The 5514-nt window shown below is 58.7% G+C and carries 6 protein-coding genes; 5 read left to right on the top strand and 1 reads right to left on the bottom strand.

Annotation, left to right across the window (positions count from 1 at the left end; all coding sequences use genetic code 11):
* Positions 1–522: 522 nt before the first annotated feature.
* Positions 523–813, bottom strand: coding sequence for a NadS family protein (gene nadS / locus WBG04_RS09400; RefSeq protein WP_424314157.1), 291 nt, complete (start codon positions 811–813; stop codon positions 523–525).
* Positions 814–972: 159 nt separating this feature from the next.
* On the opposite strand from nadS, the gene WBG04_RS09405 reads away from it, so the two are divergent.
* From WBG04_RS09405 to WBG04_RS09425, 5 genes are all read left to right on the top strand, one after another.
* Positions 973–1422 (top strand): hypothetical protein, encoded by a 450-nt coding sequence (locus WBG04_RS09405; protein WP_424314158.1) that lies wholly within the window; start codon positions 973–975, stop codon positions 1420–1422.
* Entirely contained in the window at positions 1415–2158 is a 744-nt protein-coding gene (locus WBG04_RS09410; RefSeq protein WP_424314159.1) for a metal ABC transporter ATP-binding protein, read from the top strand. Before WBG04_RS09405 ends, WBG04_RS09410 begins: the two co-directional genes overlap by 8 nt.
* A 211-nt stretch (positions 2159–2369) precedes the next feature.
* Complete coding sequence (locus WBG04_RS09415) at positions 2370–3212, top strand: metal ABC transporter permease (RefSeq protein WP_424314160.1); 843 nt, start codon at positions 2370–2372, stop codon at positions 3210–3212.
* 117 nt (positions 3213–3329) lie between these two features.
* Entirely contained in the window at positions 3330–4634 is a 1305-nt protein-coding gene (gene xylA / locus WBG04_RS09420) for a xylose isomerase (protein ID WP_424314161.1), read from the top strand.
* A 484-nt stretch (positions 4635–5118) separates the two neighbouring features.
* Entirely contained in the window at positions 5119–5391 is a 273-nt protein-coding gene (locus tag WBG04_RS09425) for a hypothetical protein (RefSeq protein WP_424314162.1), read from the top strand.
* Positions 5392–5514: the final 123 nt, after the last annotated feature.

A 5514-nucleotide genomic window follows, 5' to 3' on the forward strand; every position in this document is an offset into this window, starting at 1 on the left:
ATCCCGAAGGTCGGGAGGCAACAACATGGGCGAATCGTGGTCGATATTGACGAACTTGGCTGCCATGCCCCGAGCATAGCAGCCGCTATCCAATTCGTCACTGGTCTAAGTCCGACAGACTGCTAGCAAACAAGTCAGTCGAGGGTTGATTGGAAACCTCGAAGACTGGAGGAGAGTGGCGTGATTATTGTATTCTTATGACTGAGATTGAAGTGGTGGATGCCTTCAATTCAACCCGGCAGAGCACCTTTGCGGTGACGCGCGGAACAAAAAACACGAAGTAGAAACTGGTTCGTTTTTATCAACGACTTCAAACCAGCTGTCAAGCAGCCAATCAGTTAGTTTTCAGCAAAGGGGGTATGAACCGGGAACATCGGTTGCAAACTAACCGGAACATGGATGACTTTTCCCGGGGTAGGCTCCGCGTTGCCGCGCCAACCCCGGGCTGAAATCCGTAAGCCCGTTGGGCTAGCGTCGCGGACAAAGGAATTGAATACTGCGCTTCGCTCGGAAGATCGCCAACTAACCGTGAAGCGCGTTCAACACCGCCTGAGGCTCCCGGTCAACGACACGGAGAAGCGCTCTCGCCGGACCTTCCGGCGCTCTCCTGCCCTGCTCCCAATTCTGGAGGGTCCGTACACTGACTCCGATGATCGCCGCAAATCGCGACTGAGAAAGACCAAGTCGCTCGCGAATCACCTTCGGATCAGGCTCTTCAACTTTGAAAACCCTCGATGGCTTCCACCTCCCTCGCCGGACCTCCCCGGCCTGCCGGATACTTTCGCGAAGTTTGGTGAAATCTTCTTCGTTCATAAATCGGCTGAATGCCGTCCGCCCCGGAAATATACGCCAATGGCGCATAGAAATGGAGCTAATTGGATGGACATGGATAAAATTGGAGGAACCCCTCGCCCCCCCCTAACGCAAACCTCTTGCATCTGCACCCTGTCGGCGTGAAGTTCCATCCCGCCCATGCGAGGTTCTCCGCTCATCCGCACGCTCATCGTCTTGATCACACTCATTGTGGCAGGAATCGGACTGAGCTCGCTTGGCTCCCGCCGTCCCGCTGACAATAGAGCCCAAACAACGACTCCCTCGGAGCCCCAAGCCAATCTTACAAGCGTCACCTCCCCCTTCGTCCTGACCCTTTCCGCCCCCGCCAAGTCGGTCACCCTCGAAAGCCTCGGCCAGACCTACCCCTTCGACGCCAGTTCCCAAACCATCTCCGGCAGCCTCCCCATTGAACTAGGCCACCCGACTCTTTTCATCGATATCGAATGGGCGAATCAGGACCCGTCCCCACGCTTCGCAAAACTCGTTCTCGAACCCAATGGCTTCCCGACCCAGACCAAAACCTTCGACGCCACCGGCGATCTCTCCGACGTTTGGGAACTCCACCTGCATCACGACGAGCATGAGTGAAGCACACCACGATTGCTGCGACCACCACGACCACCACCACGAGTTGGTGGTCGAGAACCTCTGCGTCCAATACCGCAACATCGTCGCGCTCGATAACGTCAACTTCGCCACCTCCTGCGGCAACCGTGTCGCGCTCATCGGAGCGAACGGCGCGGGAAAATCCACTTTGATCAAAGCCATCGCCGGACTCGTCCCCCGCTCATCCGGCAGCATCCTGTGGCGCCAGACCGCGGTGAGAAAATGGTCACGTGAATTCGCCTACCTTCCCCAGCGCGAAGAAGTCGACTGGTCATTCCCGATCACTGTTAGAGGCCTCGTCGAAATGGGCCGCTATCCCCAGACCGGCATGTTCACACGCTTCAGTGCCGCCGATCACCAAGCCGTCGACCAGGCACTTGAGACCCTTGAAATGAACGAGCTTCAGAACCGCCAGATCCGTGAACTCTCCGGCGGACAGCAACAGCGCGCGTTCCTCGCCCGGGCGATCGCCCAGGAAGCCCACGTCCTCCTTCTCGACGAACCTTTCACCGGCCTCGACCGCCGTGCCTCCTCCCAACTGGCGGACTTGCTGGAACGCCTCGCCCACGAAGGCCGTCTCGTCATCGCCTCCCACCACGACCTCAACACTGCTCCAAGCCTCTTCGACGAAGCCCTGCTCCTCGCCACCCACCAAATCGCCTTCGGACCTGCCAAAGACATCCTTACCGAAGCCAACCTCGACACCACCTTCGCATGATGATGGGTAACGAGTTGGTCGCACGGTGCTTCGGGCCTTTTGGGGTCAGGATTCAGGGAGCAGGGGTCAGAAAGACAAAAGACAAAAGGCAAAAGGTAACGCGTGAGCGTCTTCTTCTAGCTGATCCCTATCCCCTGAATCCTGACCCCAAGAAGCCAAAACCACTCACCCACCTCACTGCACCCAAAGCCCCCCAAACCACCCCATTAACGTGGACTTAGTCTCCAACCCTTTTTTCCAACGCGCTCTCGTCGCCGCACTGATCATTGGTTTCGCCAATGGCTTCTTCAGCGGCTTCGTGGTGCTGCGAAAAAACGCACTCTCGGTGAGTGCGCTTTCGCACACCATGCTTCCCGGCATCACGCTGGGCATCGTCGTAGCCGGAGCCCTCACTCAGGTCAGCGCCTTCCTCGGTGCCTTGTTCGCCGCACTGATCGTCGGGCTGGGATCCGTCGCGGTCTCCCGCGGCAACCGCGTTTCACAGGGCACGGCACTTGCCGTCATTTACACCTCCGCCTTCGCCGCCGGCGTCGCCATTCTTCCCCGGCTCGGAACCCGCCAGGAACTCGAGCACTGGCTTTTCGGCGATATCCTCGCCGTCGGCCAATCCGACCTGTGGGTCACCTTCGGCATCGGAGCCATCACGCTGCTGGTCGCCAACCTCCTGATGCGACCCATTCTTCTCACCCTCTTCGAACCCAATGTCGCCGCCGCTCAGGGAGTTCCAGTACGATCCATGCAGTACTTGGTCTTCGGACTGCTGGTCCTCTCCCTCGTCGCCTCCCTGCAAGCCGTCGGTTGCGTCCTCTCGGTCGGCCTGCTCGTCGCACCCGCCGCGACCATCTCCCTGCTTACCGATAAAACCTCCGCGCTTTTCTGGGGCGGAGGCTTGCTCGGGTCTACCGGAGCAATCGCCGGCGTCCTGCTCTCTGCCAAGTTCAATCTGAGCGCCGGTCCCGCCATCGTCATGGTCCTCGGCTTCCTGTTTTTGCTGGCTTGGCTGTTCGGCCCGAAATATGGCCTCTTCTCGAAGAAATCGGCTCCGATCCGCTAGCAAACAGGAAATCCTCTCCGTCTCCCCGCTCGACGGAAAAGCCGACATTTGAAATGTCGCATTCCATCAGCAGTGCATGTTGGACTCCGACCCTATTCGTCGATAAACCAGAGGGCCATGAGTTACTTCCCAGACGTCCCCAAGATCGCCTTTGAAGGCCCCGATTCCAAAAATCCCCTCGCGTTCAAACACTACAACCCTGACGAACTCGTCGAGGGTAAGAGCATGCGCGAGCATCTCCGTTTCGGCGCCGCCTACTGGCACTGCATGCGCGGTGGTCTTTCCGACCCCTTCGGCGGCCCGACGGCCCTGATGCCCTGGGATGATCAATCCGACAGCGTCGAAAACGCCAAGAAGCGCACCGAGGTCTTCTTCGAATTCCTCGAGAAGATCGACATCGACTATTACTGCTTTCACGACCGCGACATCGCTCCGGAGCTCAACGACCTCGCCAAATCCAACGCCGCTCTCGAAGCGGTCGTCGACCATCTCGAAGGACTCCAGAAGTCGAGCGGACGCAAGCTCCTCTGGGGCACCGCCTGCCTCTTCGCGCACCCCCGCTACTCTCAGGGCGCCGGCACCTCACCCGACGCCCGGGTCTTTGCCTATGCTGCCGCTCAAGTGAAAGCCGCCATCGATGCCACTCACAAACTCGGTGGCGAAGGCTACACCTTCTGGGGTGGTCGCGAAGGTTACTCAACGCTTCTCAACACCGACATGAAGCGCGAACTCGATCACCTTGCCGCGCTGCTTCACATGGCCGTCGATTACAAGAAGGCGATCGGCTTCACCGGACAGTTTTACATCGAACCCAAACCCCGCGAACCCTCCACTCACCAGTACGATTCGGACGCCGCAGCCTGCCTCAACTTCCTGCGCGAGTATGGCCTGACGGATCACTTCAAACTGAACATCGAGACCAACCACGCCACGCTCGCTGGCCACACCATGCAGCACGAACTCGCCGTCGCCATCGGCGCGAACGCCCTCGGCTCGATCGACGCCAACCAAGGCGACACACTCCTCGGTTGGGACACCGACCAATTCCCATCCGACATCTACGGCACCACCCAGGTGATGCTCAAGGTGCTCGAAATGGGCGGCTTCACTACCGGTGGCTTGAACTTCGACGCCAAACGTCGTCGCGAGTCGCACGAACCGATCGACCTTTTCCACGCCCACATCGGCGGCATGGATGCCTTCGCCCGCGGTCTGAAGAGCGCCGCAGCAATCCGCGCCGACGGCCGCATCAGTGACTTCGTCAGGAACCGCTATTCGACATGGGATGGCGGCATCGGCGCGGTCATTGAAGGAGGCACCGACTTCAAAACACTCAGCGATTGGGCCCTGAAAAACGGCGAACCCGCTGTTGCCTCCGGCCGTCAGGAACTCCTCGAGAACCTTCTCAACGAGTTCATCTGAGAATTCCTGCGGTTCAAAAGTGCTTCGCAAATCATCGCTTCCCAAAGGCGCTCCACTGGAGTGCCTTTCACATGTGTGCCCCGGCCGTGGGCCGGCACTGAATCAACTCTTCCGCCAACACTTCCATGCGGACTGGAAATTGGCGCTCTCGCGGCATGAAAACCGTGCTAAAATCTGCCGGTTTGAGCAAAAAATGGGCCTGCATCAGGAACTTTCCCTGCCGAAATCCCCACAACCGCCAAACCAAACCACCATCTCAGCCCCTCTTTCCCCGCAACCCCCATTCTCTCCCCTCCCCTCCGCTTCAAAGGCAACTTCAAGTTCCTCCCACCAAAAGCAAATTTCGTGTTTAGGACACACCTTCGTTTTTGCCGACAACCGCGCTGCCACCGACGGACTCCCATATCTGGCCCGCGCCTTCAGCGCGCTCTCTTGCCAATACCCCCTGCAAGTCCTAATCTCTGATGCCTTTCACAAGTAATTCATGAAAGTTCCTTTCGCACTCTGGCTTTTTCCGACCCTCGGCACCCTCCTCGCAGCCACCCCCGACTGGGAAAACGAAGCGGTCTTCCGCATCAACAAGGAAGAAGCCCGCGCCACCCTGCTGCCGGACGCAAAGACTCCCGCCAGCCTCGACTCACCCTGGTGCCAGGTCCTTGATGGCACGTGGAAGTTCCACCACGTCGGTAACCCGGACGCCCGCCCCATTGATTTCTTCAAACCCGGCTTCGATGTGTCCGGATGGGACGACATCTGAGGTGAGCTGGATTTCTGGACCACCAACCTCCAGAATCCATGTCCATGAAGCAAAAGTCACGTCGGCGATACACCGCCGAATTCAAATCGCAAGCCGTCGAGTTGCTCCAAGCGGGAAGGCCAG

Source organism: Haloferula sp. (genome assembly GCF_049672945.1).
Lineage (GTDB): Bacteria > Verrucomicrobiota > Verrucomicrobiia > Verrucomicrobiales > Akkermansiaceae > Haloferula.